Annotated in this window: 17 protein-coding genes; 12 read left to right on the top strand and 5 right to left on the bottom strand. The window is 71.0% G+C overall.

Going from position 1 to position 15,503, the window contains the following annotated elements; genetic code table 11:
• Positions 1–36 precede the first annotated feature (36 nt).
• A complete protein-coding gene (locus IE295_RS22100) occupies positions 37–2,595 on the top strand; it encodes an ABC transporter ATP-binding protein/permease (protein ID WP_190065468.1) in 2,559 nt (852 codons plus the stop codon).
• A gap of 97 nt (positions 2,596–2,692) precedes the next feature.
• On the opposite strand, the gene IE295_RS22095 is transcribed toward IE295_RS22100, so the two are convergent.
• On the bottom strand, positions 2,693–3,412 hold the full coding sequence (locus IE295_RS22095) for a transglycosylase SLT domain-containing protein (RefSeq protein WP_190065467.1): 720 nt from the start codon (positions 3,410–3,412) through the stop codon (positions 2,693–2,695).
• A gap of 374 nt (positions 3,413–3,786) precedes the next feature.
• On the bottom strand, positions 3,787–4,485 hold the full coding sequence (locus IE295_RS22090; RefSeq protein WP_190065466.1) for a nitroreductase family protein: 699 nt from the start codon (positions 4,483–4,485) through the stop codon (positions 3,787–3,789).
• Positions 4,486–4,628: 143 nt separating this feature from the next.
• Here IE295_RS22090 and IE295_RS22085 point away from each other — a divergent pair, with 143 nt between their 5' ends.
• The 4 genes from IE295_RS22085 to IE295_RS34295 all read left to right on the top strand — a co-directional run bounded on the left by IE295_RS22085 (position 4,629) and on the right by IE295_RS34295 (position 7,450).
• A complete protein-coding gene (locus IE295_RS22085) occupies positions 4,629–5,795 on the top strand; it encodes a GAF domain-containing sensor histidine kinase (protein ID WP_190065465.1) in 1,167 nt (388 codons plus the stop codon).
• The gene (locus tag IE295_RS22080) at positions 5,788–6,438 is read left to right on the top strand and encodes a response regulator (protein WP_190065464.1); all 651 of its coding nucleotides are present in this window, start codon (positions 5,788–5,790) and stop codon (positions 6,436–6,438) included. Before IE295_RS22085 ends, IE295_RS22080 begins: the two co-directional genes overlap by 8 nt.
• Before the next feature lie 177 nt (positions 6,439–6,615).
• Entirely contained in the window at positions 6,616–6,861 is a 246-nt protein-coding gene (locus tag IE295_RS22075) for a chaplin (protein WP_224322852.1), read from the top strand.
• 190 nt (positions 6,862–7,051) lie between these two features.
• Positions 7,052–7,450: a chaplin gene (locus tag IE295_RS34295; protein WP_190065462.1), complete on the top strand. Its 399-nt coding sequence runs from the start codon at positions 7,052–7,054 to the stop codon at positions 7,448–7,450.
• A 96-nt stretch (positions 7,451–7,546) separates the two neighbouring features.
• Here the strand turns inward: IE295_RS34295 and IE295_RS22065 are convergent, their stop codons facing one another.
• Complete coding sequence (locus tag IE295_RS22065) at positions 7,547–8,353, bottom strand: Rv1486c family protein (RefSeq protein ID WP_190065461.1); 807 nt, start codon at positions 8,351–8,353, stop codon at positions 7,547–7,549.
• A 91-nt stretch (positions 8,354–8,444) separates the two neighbouring features.
• Between IE295_RS22065 and IE295_RS22060 the strand changes: the two genes are divergently transcribed.
• The 4 genes from IE295_RS22060 to IE295_RS22045 all read left to right on the top strand — a co-directional run bounded on the left by IE295_RS22060 (position 8,445) and on the right by IE295_RS22045 (position 11,724).
• On the top strand, positions 8,445–9,254 hold the full coding sequence (locus IE295_RS22060; RefSeq protein ID WP_190065460.1) for an ABC transporter ATP-binding protein: 810 nt from the start codon (positions 8,445–8,447) through the stop codon (positions 9,252–9,254).
• Between the two features lie 43 nt (positions 9,255–9,297).
• Positions 9,298–9,747 carry an NfeD family protein gene (locus IE295_RS22055; RefSeq protein WP_190065459.1) on the top strand — a complete coding sequence of 150 codons (450 nt, stop codon included), beginning with the start codon at positions 9,298–9,300 and terminating at the stop codon, positions 9,745–9,747.
• A gap of 127 nt (positions 9,748–9,874) precedes the next feature.
• The gene (locus IE295_RS22050) at positions 9,875–10,828 is read left to right on the top strand and encodes an SPFH domain-containing protein (RefSeq protein WP_190065458.1); all 954 of its coding nucleotides are present in this window, start codon (positions 9,875–9,877) and stop codon (positions 10,826–10,828) included.
• 122 nt (positions 10,829–10,950) lie between these two features.
• A complete protein-coding gene (locus IE295_RS22045; protein WP_190065457.1) occupies positions 10,951–11,724 on the top strand; it encodes a sulfite exporter TauE/SafE family protein in 774 nt (257 codons plus the stop codon).
• 299 nt (positions 11,725–12,023) lie between these two features.
• Here IE295_RS22045 and IE295_RS22040 read toward each other — a convergent pair whose 3' ends face one another.
• On the bottom strand, positions 12,024–12,563 hold the full coding sequence (locus IE295_RS22040; protein ID WP_190065456.1) for a YbhB/YbcL family Raf kinase inhibitor-like protein: 540 nt from the start codon (positions 12,561–12,563) through the stop codon (positions 12,024–12,026).
• 195 nt (positions 12,564–12,758) lie between these two features.
• Here IE295_RS22040 and IE295_RS22035 point away from each other — a divergent pair, with 195 nt between their 5' ends.
• Together IE295_RS22035 and IE295_RS22030 are read left to right on the top strand one after the other, a co-directional pair.
• The gene (locus IE295_RS22035) at positions 12,759–13,169 is read left to right on the top strand and encodes a guanyl-specific ribonuclease (RefSeq protein WP_190065455.1); all 411 of its coding nucleotides are present in this window, start codon (positions 12,759–12,761) and stop codon (positions 13,167–13,169) included.
• Entirely contained in the window at positions 13,166–13,594 is a 429-nt protein-coding gene (locus IE295_RS22030) for a barstar family protein (RefSeq protein ID WP_190065454.1), read from the top strand. Before IE295_RS22035 ends, IE295_RS22030 begins: the two co-directional genes overlap by 4 nt.
• 92 nt (positions 13,595–13,686) lie before the next feature.
• On the opposite strand, the gene IE295_RS22025 is transcribed toward IE295_RS22030, so the two are convergent.
• Entirely contained in the window at positions 13,687–14,469 is a 783-nt protein-coding gene (locus IE295_RS22025) for a sporulation protein (protein ID WP_190065453.1), read from the bottom strand.
• Between the two features lie 61 nt (positions 14,470–14,530).
• Between IE295_RS22025 and IE295_RS22020 the strand changes: the two genes are divergently transcribed.
• Positions 14,531–15,193, top strand: a complete 663-nt coding sequence (locus tag IE295_RS22020; protein ID WP_190065452.1) for a DNA-3-methyladenine glycosylase — start codon at positions 14,531–14,533, stop codon at positions 15,191–15,193.
• The last annotated feature ends 310 nt before the right edge of the window (positions 15,194–15,503 follow it).

Raw genomic sequence — 15,503 nt, 5'->3', positions numbered from 1 at the left:
GACTCCCCGTGCAGGGGGCTCATCGGGGGACAAGTAGTGGGGCATGGAGTGCCGGAACTCGTACTGGAATTGAATGGACAGACCTGGGCGTTGGACCCGTCCCGGGCATACACCCTCGGACGTGATCCGCAGGGTGACATGGTGCTGGAGGACGCCCGGGTCTCATGGCGGCACGCCACCGTCCGCTGGGGCGGACGCGGCTGGATCATCGAGGACCACGGCAGCACCAACGGCACCTTCGTCCAGGGCCAGCGGATCCACCAGACCGAGATCGGTCCCGGCTCCGCGGTGCACCTCGGCAACGCGACGGACGGCCCGCGGCTGAATTTCTCCGGTGCTCCCGGGGCCCCGGCCGCCGACCTGTACAGCGCGCACACCGCCCTGGCCTCGCCCGTGCAGCAGCACGGACAGCAGCCCCCGCAGCAGTACCAGCAGCCGGGCCAGGCGTCCGGCGGCCAGGGGTGGCCCGGACAGCAGCAGTACCAGCAGCCCCCGCAGCAGCAGGGATGGCAGGAGCCCCAGCAGCAGGCGTACGTCCCGCAGCAGGCCCAGCCCGCGCAGCCGCCCGCCGGCGGCGCCGCCCCGCCCGTCTACGGCGACCGCAGCCCGACCAGCTTCCACCAGATGGCCGTCGGCCGCGTGATGCGCATCGGTCGTGCCCTCGACAACGAGCTGGTCGTCTCCGACCTCCAGGTCTCCCGCCACCACGCGGAGTTCCGGGCCACCGCCGGCGGCTTCGAGATCGTCGACCTCGGCAGCCACAACGGCACCTACGTCAACGGTCAGCCGGTCCGCCAGCAGATCATCGGCCCCAACGACATCGTCGGTGTCGGTCACTCGACCTTCCGGCTGGTCGGCGACCGGCTCGAGGAGTTCGTCGACACCGGTGACGTCTCCTTCTCCGCGCGCCACCTGACGGTCACCGTCGACGGCGGCAAGCAGATCCTCAAGGACGTCTCCTTCGGCGTCCCCGAGAAGTCGCTGATCGCCGTCATCGGCCCCTCCGGCTCCGGCAAGTCCACCCTCCTCAAGGCGCTCACCGGCTACCGGCCCGCCAACCAGGGTGACGTCCTCTACGACAACCGAAACCTGTACAAGCAGTTCGCCGAGCTGCGCCAGCGCATCGGTCTGGTCCCGCAGGACGACATCCTGCACAAGGAGCTCACCGTCCGGAAGGCGCTGCGCTACGCCGCCAAGCTCCGCTTCCCCGGCGACACCGCGGCCTCCGAGCGCGAGGCCCGCATCGACGAGGTGCTGCGCGAGCTCAAGCTCGACATCCACAAGGACAAGAAGGTCACCGCCCTCTCCGGCGGCCAGCGCAAGCGCGTCTCGGTCGCCCTGGAGCTGCTGACCAAGCCGTCGCTGATCTTCCTGGACGAGCCCACCTCGGGCCTCGACCCGGGCATGGACCGCGACGTCATGCAGCTGCTGCGCGGCCTGGCCGACGACGGCCGCACGGTCCTGGTGGTCACCCACTCCGTCGCCGAGCTGGCGCTGTGCGACAAGCTGCTGGTGATGGCGCCGGGCGGCTCGGTGGCCTACTTCGGCCCGCCCGAGGAGGCGCTCAACTTCTTCGGCTACGAGACCTGGGCCGACGTCTTCTCGGCGTTCGAGAACTACCGCGACTACGACTGGGCGGGCCGCTGGAAGGGCTCGCAGCACTACCAGATGTACGCGGCCGACATCGACGCCGTCGCCCCGCAGTCCGTCCACGTCCAGCCGCAGATGGTCCGGCCGCCGGTGCCGCAGAGCTGGGGCTCCCAGCTGTGGACGCTGATGCGCCGCTACTCCTCGGTCATCGCCTCCGACCGCGGCTTCCTGGCCCTGATGCTGCTCCTCCCCGCCGTCCTCGGCGGCGTCAGCACCGTCATCCCGTCCGACTTCGGACTGGGCGCGCCCAGCAAGGGCCACTTCAACCAGGACGCCGGCACGATCATGCTGATCCTCGCGGTCGGCGCGTGCTTCTCCGGCGCGGCCAACTCCGTCCGTGAGCTGATCAAGGAACGGGTCATCTACGAACGGGAGCGGGCCGTCGGCCTGTCCCGCTCGGCGTACCTGATGTCCAAGGTCATCGTCCTCGGCGTGATCACCGCGGTGCAGGGCGTCGTCATCTGCGCCATCGGCTTCTCGATCCGCGCGCTGCCGGACGAGGGCGTGATCATCAAGGCCCTGCCCGCCGCCGAGCTCTGCCTGGTGATCATCGCGCTGGGCTTCACCTCGATGATGATCGGCCTGGTCATCTCCTCGCTGGTGAAGACCGCCGAGAAGACCATGCCGCTGCTGGTGATGTTCGCGATCGTCCAGGTCGTCTTCACCGGCATCATGTTCAAGATCTACGACTCGCCGGGCATCGAGCAGTTCGCCTGGCTGATGCCCTCCCGCTGGGCCATCGGCGCCGCCGGTGCCACGCTGGACCTGTCCCACATCATGGCGCCCATGGACAAGGGCAACCCCAAGAACCTCGACCCGCTGTGGGAGCACAGCGCGGCGACGTGGGGCCTCGACATGATCGCCCTCATCGCGATCGGCGTCGCCTGCGGCTTCGCGGTCGCGCGCCTGCTGCGCCGCCACGAGCCCGAGGTCATGCGCAAGTAGTCGCCACAGCGCGCACACGCCGAAGGGCGGCACCCGGTTCGCGGGTGCCGCCCTTCGGCGCATGCGCTGTCCGCCGCCCTCAGGAGGGCTGGGCTGATCAGTACGCCGAGTTGACGTTGTCCATGGAGCCGTAGACCTTCCACGCGTAGTTGCACGCGGCGGTGATGTTGGCGACCGGGTCGTAGATGTTCCAGGAGGTGCCGTCGACGTGGTACGCCTTGAAGGTCGGGTCGATCACCTGGAGCAGGCCCTTGGAGGGGATGCCGGCGGCGGCGTTGGAGTCCCAGTTGTTGATGGCGTTGGGGTTGCCCGTGGACTCCCGCATGATGTTGCGGTAGATGCCGTTGTACGAGCCGGGGATGCCCTTGGCCTTCATGATGTCCATCGCCTCCTTGATCCAGCCGTCAAGGTTGTTGGCGTAGGTCTTCGGGGCCGGGGCCGGGGCCGGAGCCGGAGCGGCGGGGGCGGCCTGGACCGGCTTGCGCTCCTGGGAACGGCTCGCGGCCTCCTTCTCGGCGCGCTCCTTGTCGGCCTTCGCCTTGGCGTCCGCCTCGGCCTTCTTCTTGTTGGCCTCGGCCTCGGCCTTGGCCTGCTTGGCGGCGTTGTCCGACTGCTTGGTCAGCTCGTCCTGCTGGGTCTCACCGAAAGCGGAGGCGTTCCAGGCGACCGGCTTCACGGCGGCCGACTGCTCGGCGTCGGCGGAGCCGCTCGGAACGGCCGCGAACACCAGGGCGGCGGCACCGGCCGCGGCGATGCCGGCGGCGGAGAACTTGTGGACCTTGGTCAGGCGGGAATAGCCGGAGATGGGGGAGCGCATGCTGAGCTGAACCTCTTCCAGTCGCTTGAGTCGCATCAGGCCCGGATCGGCGCGAAGTAAGCGCCGCGTCTCGATCGACGGCGCCGTGCGACGGGGGCAATTCTTAGCGGCTGCAAAAAGGTGTGGCAAAGGTGTGACGTACTATCCCGCTTCGTTGCGAGCGGCGGGACCAAGGGCCTGGCAAAACGGCTCGCTCCCTGCTCGGGGCGATGCTTATGACCGCTTTAGGCCTCCACTAGGCCGCTTCGTACGTGACCTGCGTCCCATGAGCGGGCTCACACCGGGGGTGGCGCTCCCTCACCCGGTGTGAGCGAATCAGTGCGTAGCGTTTGCGATCAAAAACGGTGCAACGTTGCTCGGGTGGCTGGGACCGCTCAGATCTCGACCAGCACCTGCTCCAGCGTCTTGCGCACCAGGTCCGGCACCCGGCAGTCCCCCGCCGGATACCCCACCGGGATCACCGCGAACGCCTTCTCGTTCGCCGGCCGCCCCAGCACCTCGGACAGGAACCGCATCGGGCTCGGCGTGTGCACCAGCGCCGCCAGCCCCGACAGGTGCAGCGCGGACAGCAGCATCCCCACTGCGATGCCGACCGACTCGTCCACGTAGTAGTGCTTGCGCCTGACGCCGTCCTCGCCCAGCCAGTAGCGCTGCTGGAAGACCACGATCAGCGCGGGCGCGTCCGTCAGGTGCGGCTTGACCCCGTCCGTACCCAGCGGCCGCAGCGCCGCCAGCCACTCCTCGCCCAGCCGCCCCTCGTAGGAGATCCGCTCCTCCTCCTCGGCGGCCGCACGGATGCGCCGCCGCACCTGCGGATCCTTGACCAGGACGAACGTCCACGGCTGCTGGTGCGCCCCGGAGGGCGCCGTGGCGGCACAGGCGATCGCGTCCTTCACCACCTGCTCGGGCACGGGCTCGGCGGAGAACTGCCGCACCGTCCGCCGGCGCCCCATCCGCTCCCGCAGCTCGGCGGCGCGGGCCAGCGACTCCTCGGCGGGCATCCGCTCCGGCCGGTACGGCACGGGCCGGTAGGGCTCGCCGTGGGTGGGCGTCCACTGCATTGGTATAGACATGGCGGGAGTCTTCCCCCGCCGGGCCACGGCCAGTCGTGCCCGTGCGGGCCGAACGGCCCCGACCACCGGCCTAAGCCCGACGACCCAGCCGCGGCCGCCCCGGGCCCGATCCCCGGCCCGGCGGCGCTGGATACGGTGATCCCATGACCAACGGCCCCCGCTCCGGCCTCACGGCCGTGAGCACCGCACTGCTCGCCATGAGCCGCCACCTGGAGGTGCGCGACGTCCTCAAGACGATCGTCGTCTCCGCCCGTGAACTGCTGGACGCCGAGTACGCCGCCCTGGGCGTCCCCGACGACCACGGCGGCTTCGCCCAGTTCGTCGTCGACGGCGTCAGCGACGAGGAGTGGAAGGCCATCGGCCCCCTGCCCCGCCAGCACGGCATCCTCGCCGCGATGCTCCAGGAGGCCACCCCCCAGCGCCTCGCCGACGTCCGCCAGGACCCCCGCTTCGAGGGCTGGCCCGACGCCCACCCCGACATGAGCGACTTCCTCGGCATGCCCGTCGCCGACGGCGAGGACATCCTCGGCGCCCTGTTCCTCGCCAACAAGAAGCGGGACACCACCCGGGACACCCCCGGCGAGCGCCGCACCGGCTGCGGCTTCACCGCCGACGACGAGCAGCTCCTGGCCGTCCTCGCCCAGCACGCCGCCATAGCCCTCACCAACGCCCGGCTCTACGAACGCAGCCGCGAGCTGACCATCGCCGGCGAGCGCGCCCGCCTCGCGCACGAGCTCCACGACGCCGTCTCCCAGAAGCTCTTCTCCCTGCGCCTGACCGCCCAGGCCGCCGCCGCCCTCGTCGACCGCGACCCCGCCCGCGCCAAGGGCGAGCTGCACGAAGTCGCCCGCCTGGCCGCGGAGGCCGCCGACGAACTGCGCGCCGCCGTCGTCGAGCTGCGCCCCGCGGGCCTCGACGAGGACGGCCTGGTCGCCACCCTGCGCACCCACGTCAAGGTCCTGGACCGGGCCCACGCCGCCCACGTCACCTTCGCCGCCCACGGCGTACGGGCGCTGCCCGCCGCCCAGGAGGAGGCCCTGCTGCGCGTGGCGCAGGAAGCGCTGCACAACGCCCTGCGCCACTCCGGCGCCTCGGCCGTCGAGGTCACCCTCACCCGCCTCGGCCACGGCGCCGCCCTGCGCGTGCGCGACGACGGACGGGGCTTCGACCCCTCGGGCGTCCGCCGGGCCGGCCGCCACCTGGGGCTGGTGTCCATGCGCGACCGCGCGGACGGGGTCGGCGGCAGGCTGACCGTGGACTCGGAGCCCGGCAAGGGCACCGCGATCGAGATGGAGGTGCCCGGTGGCTGAGGCCAAGGTGGTGAAGGTCCTGCTGGTCGACGACCACCAGGTCGTCCGGCGCGGGCTGCGCACGTTCCTGGAGGTCCAGGACGACATAGAGGTGGTGGGCGAGGCCGCGAACGGCGAGGAGGGCGTCGAGCGCGCCGAGGAGCTGCGGCCGGACGTCGTCCTGATGGACGTGAAGATGCCCGGCATGGACGGCATCGAGGCGCTGCGCAAGCTCAGGGAGCTCGGCAACCCCGCCCGGGTGCTGATCGTCACCAGCTTCACCGAGCAGCGGACCGTCGTCCCCGCCCTGCGCGCCGGCGCCGCGGGCTACGTCTACAAGGACGTGGACCCCGACGCCCTCGCCGGCGCCATCAGGTCCGTGCACGCCGGGCACGTGCTGCTCCAGTCCGAGGTGGCCGGCGCCCTGCTCTCCCAGGACGAGGCCGGCAACGGCGGGCAGGGACGGGGCGGCTCGCTCACCGACCGGGAGCGCGAGGTGCTCGCCCTGATCGCGGACGGCCGCTCCAACCGCGAGATCGCGCGGGCGCTCGTGCTGTCGGAGAAGACCGTCAAGACGCACGTGTCGAACATCCTGATGAAGCTCGACCTCGCCGACCGCACCCAGGCGGCGCTGTGGGCCGTCCGCCACGGGATCGGGGCCTGAGCCCGCGCCGTACCGGGCGGTAGCTGAACGTCACGTTCTGATCAGCGATTCATGCGGTCGTGTGATAAGCCGCCCGCCGGCGCAACCCGAATGGCCCAGGGGCGTTTTCCATGGCGTAACCGCGGCAGCCGGTCGTGGCGACGCTCCGGAAACACTCCCAGGAAGGTCACAGAAAGAGTGAAGAACATGAAGAAGGCCGCTGCCGTCACCCTCGCCGTCGGCGGTCTCGCCCTGGCCGGCGCCGGTGCCGCCTCCGCGCACGGCGGGCACGGCGCGAGCGCCGAGTCGAAGGGCAACCCGGGCGTCGTCTCCGGCAACGTCGTCCAGGCGCCGGTCTCCGTCCCCGTGAACGTCTGCGGCAACACCATCAGCGTCGTCGGGCTGTTCAACTCGGCGCTCGGCAACACCTGCGTCAACCAGTAACCGGCGCGATCCCGCCTCGCGGTCCGGCCGGCTCCGCCCCTGTGGAGCCGACATCCGAGGGGTGATCAATCGTCCGAACGAGGGCAAACACCGCCGATGGCCGTGCCATCGGCGGTGCACTGGCGTTCATCAGTGCACGACCCCATGGCAGGGGCCGGCAAGGTCAGTCATCTCAAAGGAAGACCACCTCATGAACAGTGCCAAGAAGGCCGCCCTCGCTCTGGCCGCCGCAGGCGTCGCCCTCAGCGCCTCTGTGGCGCCCGCCCTGGCCCACGGCGACGACGGCTTCGGCGGGGCCCTGGCCTCGGGCGTCGCGAAGGGCTCCCCGGGCGTCGTCTCGGGCAACGTCATCCAGGTGCCGATCGCCATCCCGATCAACCTCTGCGGCAACACCATCGACATCGTCGGCCTGCTGAACCCGACCTTCGGGAACACCTGCGTCAACGACGGCGTCAAGCACGGCTACACCCACGAGGAGCACCACGAGCACCACGAGGGCGGACGTCACCACCACGACGGCGGCCACCACGACAACGGCGGCCACCACGACAACGGCCACCACGACGGTGGTCACCACCACGACCACTGACGCTCTGCGTCCCCGAGGGGGCGCATGAGCGCACGGGCGGGAAGGCCCCGCGGACCGCGGTCCGCGGGGCCTTCCCGTGCCCGGCGCCGGTGCCCGTCAGCCCCGGTGCCGGTCCCGCTCCTCCACCATGGCGTTGTACGCGGCCACCTGGGCCCGCCGGGCGGTGCGCTCCACAGGGCGCAGCGCGGCCGACCGCGCCGCGATCTCCGAGGCGCTCACCGCGCCGCCGTGCTCACGGCCCTCGCGGTCCCCCGGCTCGTAGGCGATGGAGATCAGCGCCCCCACCCGCCGGGCGAGCTCCAGCACCCGCACCGCGCGCGGCGGGTAGCCGGGCGCCAGCACCTCGCCCCCGCGCTCGGCCCGCGCCCGGTAGGCCTCCAGCGCCGCCTGGGCCACCGGCCCGGAGCCGGCCACGTCCAGCCGGATGAGCACCTCGGTCGCCTCGCGCATCGCCTCGGCCAGCTCCCGCTCGGCCTCCGACAGCGACGGCACGTCCGCGGGCGGCGCCTCCCGCACGGGCAGGCAGTGCCAGAGGACCTCCACGTGCACATCGCCCTCGGGCCCCGCCTCGTACACCTCCGGTACGAGCCCCAGCGCCGCGCCCGAGGCGACGACGGCCTCCCCGGCCTCCAGGGCGCGCGCGTTGAACTCCGGGGGCCCGCTCAGCCCCAGCGGGTGCCCGGGCGCCGGCAGCGCCAGGCGCAGCCCCGTCGCCCCGAGGGTACGCAGCCGCCCCAGGGCCAGGGTCAGGCCGACGGGCCCGGACTCGCCGGGCAGACCGGTGACACGGTGGACCGCGTCACGTCCGGTGATGTGGTGGGCCGCGTCATCCGGGGCGGCAAATCCGGCAAGCAGGGCATTTCCCCATGCGGCGAGCCGTCCTGAGCGAGGTTCATCGAGCATGGCCCCCAGCCTAGGGACTGCCATCCACAACCGGTGGCGTAGGTTTTCCTTGGGGGCTGCGCCGACAGGCGCAAGCGACGACGCGACTGCAATGGGAGACAACGCGCTCATGAGCGATGTGCTGGAACTGGTGGACGTATCCGTGGTCCGCGAGGGCCGGGCTCTGGTGGACCAGGTCTCCTGGTCGGTCAAGGAGGGCGAGCGCTGGGTGATCCTCGGCCCCAACGGTGCCGGCAAGACCACCCTCCTCAATGTCGCCTCCAGCTACCTGTTCCCCACCAAGGGCACCGCCCGGATCCTCGGTGAGAAGCTCGGGGCCGTCGACGTCTTCGACCTGCGCCCCCGCATCGGCATGGCGGGCATCGCCCTCGCCGACAAGCTGCCGCGCAGCCAGACGGTCCTGGAGACCGTCCTCACCGCCGCCTACGGCATGACGGCCCACTGGCAGGAGAGCTACGAGGAGGTCGACGAGCAGCGCGCCCGCGCCTTCCTCGACGTGCTGGGCATGACGGACTTCCTGGACCGGAAGTTCGGCACCCTCTCCGAGGGCGAGCGCAAGCGCACCCTCATCGCCCGCGCGATGATGACCGACCCCGAGCTGCTCATGCTCGACGAGCCCGCCGCCGGCCTCGACCTCGGCGGCCGCGAGGACCTCGTCCGCCGCCTCGGCCGGCTCGCCCGGGACCCCCTCGCCCCCTCGATGGTCATGGTCACCCACCACGTCGAGGAGATCGCCCCCGGCTTCACCCACGTCCTGATGATCCGCCAGGGCAAGGTGCTCGCCGCCGGCCCCATCGAGCTCGAGCTCACCTCCCGCAACCTCTCGCACTGCTTCGGCCTGCCCCTGGTCGTCGAGCGCCGCGGCGACCGGTGGACCGCCCAGGGTCTGCCGATGTCCTGACGGCCGGAGGCCGCGACAGGGCGCCCCGGCGCCCTGTCCGGCGATGGGCCCCCGCCCCTACCATGACCATGTGGACACATGGGTCTGGTGGCTCGTAGCCGCCGTCGGGCTGGGTATTCCGCTGGTGCTGACCGCCATGCCGGAGTTCGGCATGTTCGCGGTCGGAGCCGTCGCCGCCGCGGTCACCGCCGCCCTGCACGGCGGCATGGTGGCCCAGGTCGTCGTCTTCGCCGTCGTCTCCGTCGCCCTCATCGCCGTCGTGCGCCCCCTCGCCAACCGGCAGCGCTCCCGCCGCCCCGAGCTGAAATCGGGCATCGACGCCCTCAGGGGCCGCCAGGCCGTCGTCCTCGAACAGGTCGACGGCAGCGGCGGCCGCATCAAGCTCGCCGGCGAGATCTGGTCCGCCCGCTCCCTCGACCCGGGCCGGGTCCACGAGGTCGGCGAGCAGGTCGACGTCGTCGAGATCGACGGTGCGACGGCCGTGGTGATGTGACCCGCCGTCGAAGAGGTGCCTTACGGACGACCTGCGGCCAACGCCTGCACGGCGGGACCGTGTTCTGAAAGACTGATCAAGTCCAACGACACAGGCAACGACACAGGCACGGGGAGCTGGAGCCACGATGGAACCGATCATCATCGTCCTGATCATCCTGGTGGTGCTCGTCTTCATCGCCCTCATGAAGACGGTTCAGGTCATTCCGCAGGCCAGCGCCGCCATCGTCGAGCGCTTCGGCCGCTACACCCGCACCCTCAACGCGGGCCTGAACATCGTCGTCCCCTTCATCGACTCCATCCGCAACCGCATCGACCTCCGCGAGCAGGTCGTGCCGTTCCCGCCGCAGCCGGTGATCACCCAGGACAACCTCGTCGTCAACATCGACACCGTCATCTACTACCAGGTGACCGACGCCCGCGCGGCGACGTACGAGGTCTCCAGCTTCATCCAGGCCATCGAGCAGCTCACCGTCACCACCCTGCGCAACATCATCGGCGGCATGGACCTCGAGCGGACCCTCACCTCCCGCGAGGAGATCAACGCCGCCCTGCGCGGAGTCCTCGACGAGGCCACCGGCAAGTGGGGCATCCGCGTCAACCGCGTCGAGCTCAAGGCCATCGAGCCCCCCACCTCCATCCAGGACTCGATGGAGAAGCAGATGCGCGCCGACCGCGACAAGCGCGCCGCCATCCTCACCGCCGAGGGCATCCGCCAGTCCCAGATCCTCACCGCCGAGGGCGAGAAGCAGTCCGCCATCCTCCGGGCCGAGGGCGAGGCCCGCGCCGCCGCGCTGCGCGCCGAGGGCGAGGCCCAGGCGATCCGCACGGTCTTCGAGTCCATCCACGCCGGCGACGCCGACGAGAAGCTGCTCGCCTACCAGTACCTCCAGATGCTCCCGAAGATCGCCGAGGGCGACGCCAACAAGCTCTGGATCGTGCCCAGCGAGATCGGCGACGCCCTCAAGGGCCTCAGCGGAGCCGTCGGCAATTTCGGCCCCATGGGCTCGGGCGGCGGCAGCGCCCCGAGGACCACCAAGGAGAGCCCCCGCCCGCGCCGCGAGCAGCCCCCCATCGACTAGCGCGCCGAACGGGCTCCCCACCTGACGCCCCGACGGCCTGTCGCGACGCGACCCGTCTCGTGCATGATCAGTGCGGCCCCCCGACCTCTGACGGCGGGGAGGCGACACACTGACGTAAGGAGATGGCGTTGTCCATCTGGGAAGCACTCGCGATCCTCGCGGCCGGCATCGGCGCCGGCACCATCAACACCATCGTCGGCTCCGGCACCCTCATCACCTTCCCGGTGCTCCTCGCCACCGGACTGCCCCCGATCACGGCCAACGTCTCCAACACCCTCGGCCTCGTCCCCGGCAGCATCAGCGGCGCCATCGGCTACCGCCGCGAACTGCGGGGCCAGAAGGGCCGGATCCTGCGCTTCGGCCTGACCGCCCTCGTCGGCGGGCTCGCCGGCGCCATCCTGCTCCTCGCCCTGCCGTCGGCGGCCTTCGACGCCATCGTCCCCGCGCTCATCGCCCTCGCCCTGGTGCTCGTCGTCCTCCAGCCCCGGCTCGCCCGCGCCCTGGCCCGCCGCCGCGAACGCAACGGCACCGAGGCCCCCACCGACGGCGGCGTCGCCCTGCTCGCCGGACTGCTGCTCTCCAGCGTCTACGGCGGCTACTTCGGCGCAGCCCAGGGCGTCCTGTACCTCTCCCTCATGGGCGTACTGCTCCACGACGAACTCCAGCGCGTCAACGCCCTCAAGAACGTCCTGGCCGTCATCGTCAACGGCGTCGCCGCGCTCTTCTTCGTCTTCGTCGCCGACGTCGACTGGCTCGCCGTCCTGCTCATCGCCGCCGGTTCCGCCGTCGGCGGCCAGATAGGCGCCAAGGTCGGCCGCCGCCTGCCGCCCACGGCACTGCGCGCGGTCATCGTCGCGGTCGGTGTCGTCGCGATCGCGCAGATGCTGCTCAAGTAGCCATCCGCGGTTGGCTTGGCCGCCGAACGGGAGGGAGGGCGGGGGGAACGCTCCGGGCCCTTCCCCCGTATCGAACACGGGCCCGGAGCGTATGACAGCGGACGCGGTCACCCGGCGCAGAACCGGCCTCCGGCAGACGGCCGGCGCGCGTGCGCCCCGCCGCCCCCGCCACTGCGGTATCCGCTGCCCGACGGCCGCATGCGAAGCCGTCAGCCAAGCACCACCACTGTGCGGTCCGGGGCGGCGGGGCGCAACGGAATTTCAGGTCGCGCACGCACGCCTGACGGGGCGTACGGACGTCAGCCCTCGGCCGGCACCTCGTACACGCCGATCAGCTGCGCCCGCGCGAGCGAGTGGAACCGCAGGTGGAAACCCACCACGGCCGGCGAGGCGTCCGCGTCCGGCCCCAGCTTCTCCTGGTCCACCGCGTACACGTTGAACACATAACGGTGCGGGCCGTCCCCGGGCGGCGGCGCGGCACCGCCGAAGTCCTTGCTCCCGTAGTCGTTGCGCGCGTGCACCGCGCCCGCCGGCAGCTCCTTCATGTCACCGCTCGCCGCACCGGCGGGCAGCTCGGTCACGTCGGCCGGGACGTCGAACAGGACCCAGTGCCAGAAACCGCTGCCGGTCGGCGCGTCCGGGTCGAAGCACGTCACGGCGAAGCTCTTCGTTCCCGCCGGGAAACCCTCCCAGCGCAGGTGCGGCGACGCGTTGCCCCTGGAGAACACCTGATCACCCTTCAGCCGGGCATCGGGCGTCACGTCCTCGCTCTCCACCGTGAACGACGGAATGGGAGGAAAGAAATCGTGGGGGAGAGGCGGTTTGCTCTGGTCTGACACTGGGACACCTCCAGTACGAGCGGACGGGTGAGAGCGCCAGCCTAACGAGGCCACCGGGACACGGCCGGAGACCGGACTGCGACCATATGGAGTGTGCTTCATGTACTTCGCCACATTCGTCATATCCGCCACATTCGCCACGACGGACGACCGGGGTCACGACGAGGGGGACCACGACGACCGGCGGGTCGCGTGATGCGTGCGCTGGCCGTCCTCCTGGCCGCCCTCCCGCTCCTGCTCCTGCCGGCCTGCTCGTCGGGCGGTCAGAAGACGGAGAAGGCCCCGGCCTCCACCGCCACGACGGCCGCACCGTCCTGGGCGAAGGGCATGAAGACAGTCCGCGAGGACAGACTGCCGCCCGAGGCCCGGCGTACCCTCGAACTCATCGCCAAGGGCGGCCCCTTCCCCTACGACAAGGACGGCAGCGTCTTCGGCAACTACGAGAACCGGCTCCCGAAGCAGGCCCGCGGCTACTACCACGAGTACACCGTCCCCACCCCCGGCGCCCGCAACCGCGGCGCCCGCCGCATCATCACCGGCGAACACGCCGAGCGCTACTACACCAGCGACCACTACCAGACCTTCGAAGCGGTGGTGCAACCATGACCGGCCCGCTGCCCGCCCCCGGACTTTCCGGCCTCCTCAACGGAGCCACGCCCCCCGGCGTCTACCGCCTGCCCCCCGCCGACGCCCCCGAGGACGTCCCGGCCCTCGCCGCCGAGGCCGACTGGCGGGCATCCCGGCTCCGCCTCACCGGCGTCCACGACAAGGCCGCCTTCCTCGACCGGTGCGCGACCGACCTGGAATTCCCCCAGTGGTTCGGCCACAACTGGGACGCCCTCGCCGACTGCCTCACCGACCTGTCCTGGTGGGGATCCGGCAAGTTCCGCGGCTACCTGCTCCTCGCCGAGGACTGGGACACCTTCACCACATCGGCACCGGACGACGCCCGCACCGCCCTCGCCGTACTCCACGACGCCGTCGACTACTGGTCGGGCACCGAGTCACCCCTGGTCGTCCTCCTCGGCTGACGCGCGGTGCCGGCCGGCGGCCGGGAACACGGTGGCCGGGAACGCGACGGCCGGGGCACGGGCCCGCAAGCCCGCGCCCCGGCCCGTCCGGCTCAGAGCCAGTTGCGCTGGCCGCCGACCTCCGCGAGCCACTGGTTCAGATAAGCAGCCCAGTCGGTGTCCCCGAACGACTGCAGATCGACCGTGAACGACCGGTACGTGTCGCTGCCCGAGCTGAAGAGGCCCGGCTTCTTGTCCATCTCCAGAACGACGTCCATCTGACGGTCGTCAGCGACGAACGACAGCTCGACCTCGTTCAGCCCCCGGTACTGCGCCGGAGCGTGGAACTCGATCTCCTGGTAGAACGGCAGCCGCTGCCGCGTCCCGCTGATGTGGCCACGCTCCAGGTCCGCCGACTTGAAGGCGAAACCGAGCTGCCCGAACGCGTCGAGAATCGCCTGCTGCGCCGGCATCGGGTGCACGTTCACCGGATCGAGGTCACCCGAGTCCACCGCGCGGGCGATCGCCAGGTGAGTCGTCACCCCCACGCTCATCCCGGTCAGGTGCCGGCCCATGAACATCGTGATCGGCGTCTCCCAGGGAATCTGCAGCCCGAACGGCACCACGTGCACCGCCCCCGCCTGGACCTCGAACTCCCCGCCGAGCTGGACGCGCGTGAACTCCACGTCCTGCTTGTACTCGCCGTCCTCGCCCTCCACCTCGACACGCGCCTGCAGCCCCACCGAGAGCCCCTCGATCCGCTGCGGGACCGAGCCGCCCTGAATGCGCACCTCGCCCTGCACCACACCGCCCGGGACGACGTTCTCCTCGAAGAGCACCGTCTCGACCGACGCGCCGCCCGCGCCCAGGCTCGCCATGAGCTTCTTGAACACCATCGCTGTTTCAACCTCCCCGGGCCAGGGACCGAGCCCGACCCTTCCACTACGCTCGACCGGCATGATCGCCGCGCCTGACCGTATGCCACTGGCTCGAGAGTTCTTCGACCGTCCCGTGCTGGAGGTCGCACCCGAGCTCCTCGGCCGCACGCTCGTCCGTACGGCCCCCGAGGGCCGGATCGAGCTCCGCATCACGGAGGTCGAGGCCTACGCCGGAGAATCCGACCCCGGCTCGCACGCCTACCGCGGCCGCACGGAGCGCAACGCATCGATGTTCGGGCCGCCCGGACACGCCTATGTCTACTTCATCTACGGGATGTGGTTCAGCCTGAACCTCGTCTGCGGCCCCGAAGGCACCGCGAGCGGCGTCCTCCTCCGCGGCGGCGAGATCATCAAGGGCGCCGACCTGGCCCGCGCCCGCCGCCCCAAGGCCCGCCGCGACCGCGAGCTGGCCCAGGGCCCCGCCCGCCTCGCGACGGCACTCGACGTCGACCGGGCACTCAACGGAACGGACGTCTGCGCAGGCCCGGGCGCCCCCCTGTCGGTCCTGCAGGGCCACCCCGTCCCGGCACACCTCGTACGCAACGGCCCGCGCACGGGAGTCGGCGGCGAGGGCGCCACGCACCCGTGGCGCTTCTGGGCGGACGGCGACCCGACGGTCAGTCCCTACCGCGCCCACGTGCCGCGTGACCGGCGCAAGCAGGCGAGCTCAGACGGTGCTTGACTCTGACGTCAAGAGGGCCTAACGTAGGCAAGCCGCTTGAGACGGGCAGCGCTGTGAGCGCGTACCTACTGGGCGGCGACAACCACTACTGCGAGGACTTCCCGGATCGGGATCTATTTCGGTGCGCCGAAATATGACGACGATCGGCTCGATTAGGAGCCGCAAGGGAAATCCGCTAACGTAGCGGTCACGCCGGAAGGCGCGAAACACCCCGCTCCAACAGGGGGCCGGAAACGGAATTCGGACCGGAAACGGACTGGAAAACGGATCTGGTAAGGTTGGAAACAACGAAGGGAAGCGCCCGGAGGAA

It is taken from the genome of Streptomyces griseocarneus, assembly GCF_014655595.1.
Lineage (GTDB): Bacteria > Actinomycetota > Actinomycetes > Streptomycetales > Streptomycetaceae > Streptomyces > Streptomyces griseocarneus.
The sequence above is the reverse complement of the archived record's forward strand: the minus strand, read 5'-3'. Positions and strand labels throughout refer to the sequence as shown.